2 protein-coding genes are annotated in these 1105 nt (G+C 71.7%); both read left to right on the top strand.

The window, feature by feature from the left end; translation table 11 throughout:
- The coding region (locus tag EU811_RS23365; RefSeq protein WP_142940605.1) for a M23 family metallopeptidase at nucleotides 1-441 on the top strand (441 nt) is incomplete at its 5' end.
- On the top strand, nucleotides 442-1105 hold a 664-nt coding region (locus EU811_RS23360; protein WP_142940604.1), incomplete at its 3' end, for a phage tail protein.

Here is a 1105-nt window from a genome sequence, read left to right as displayed (position 1 = left end):
ATCGGGTCGGTCGGATCGACCGGCAACAGCTCGGGCCCGCACCTGCACCTCGAGGCACGCCGCGGCGGTCGCACCGTCAACCCCGAGCCGTTCCTCGGCTACGCCAACGGCGGCCGACCTCGCCCCGGCGTAGTCGCGTGGGTCGGCGAGAACGGGCCCGAGCTGCTGCAGTTCGGCGGCGGTCAGACCGTGATCGACCATAAGTCGTCGGTCGCCGCAGTCGGCGCCGCGATGGTCCGGGACATGGCCCGAAGTCTGCCGCAGCCGGTACCCGCTGCTGCTGCGGTACGGGCGGCGCTCCCGACCGTGGGCAGGCAGCCGGCGGTCGAGTCTGGCCACACCTACAACATCTATCCGCGCACGCTCGACATGACCGTGCACGACCTCGAGCTGCTGCAGCGGCGACAGGATGCGCTCGCTCGGGTGGGGAGGCCGCGTTAAATGCCGCTGATCACCGCACCGGTAGTCACCCCGCCCGACACGGGCGGGGGCGGCAGCACACCGGTACCCCTCCCCGAGATCGGCTTCGCGACAGCCACGTACACCGACCCGACCGGGACGGTATGGCCGCTCACCGACGAGTCGGCCGGTTGGTTCACGCTCGCCGACGGCGTGTCCGGGCTCGGCGCGACGCCTTACGAGTTGACCACCGACGCACACCCGCGCGGCGGCGCGCGGCTGCGGTACGCCAGTCCGCAGCCGCGCGCGATCGTGTGGCCGCTGTACGTCTACGGCGAGACACACGTCGAGTTCATCGGCCGATGGCGCGCGCTCGCGACCGCGTTCACGCGCACGCTGCGCGAAGGGCCGGACGGCAGGCGTACGCCCGGATGGCTGGAGATCGCCCGGCCGGACGGGACCCGCCGCCGGATCGCCGTCTACTACCGCGAGGGTTTCGAGGGGCGCGGCGCGAAGGGGTCCGGGATCGTCTCGGACGCCGCGGCGCTCACGCTGTGGTGCGAAGACCCGTACTGGGCCGATCCGGTCGAGGTCGCCGAACACCGGGAAACGGGCAGCTTGAGCTCGTTCTTCACCCCGTACCCGACGATCTCGTCGTCGCAGGTTCTCGGCTCGACCGAGGTGACCAACCCGGGCGACGTGATCG

The organism is Arthrobacter sp. TS-15 (assembly GCF_006964045.1).
GTDB lineage: Bacteria > Actinomycetota > Actinomycetes > Actinomycetales > Micrococcaceae > Arthrobacter.
The sequence above is the reverse complement of the archived record's forward strand: the minus strand, read 5'-3'. Positions and strand labels throughout refer to the sequence as shown.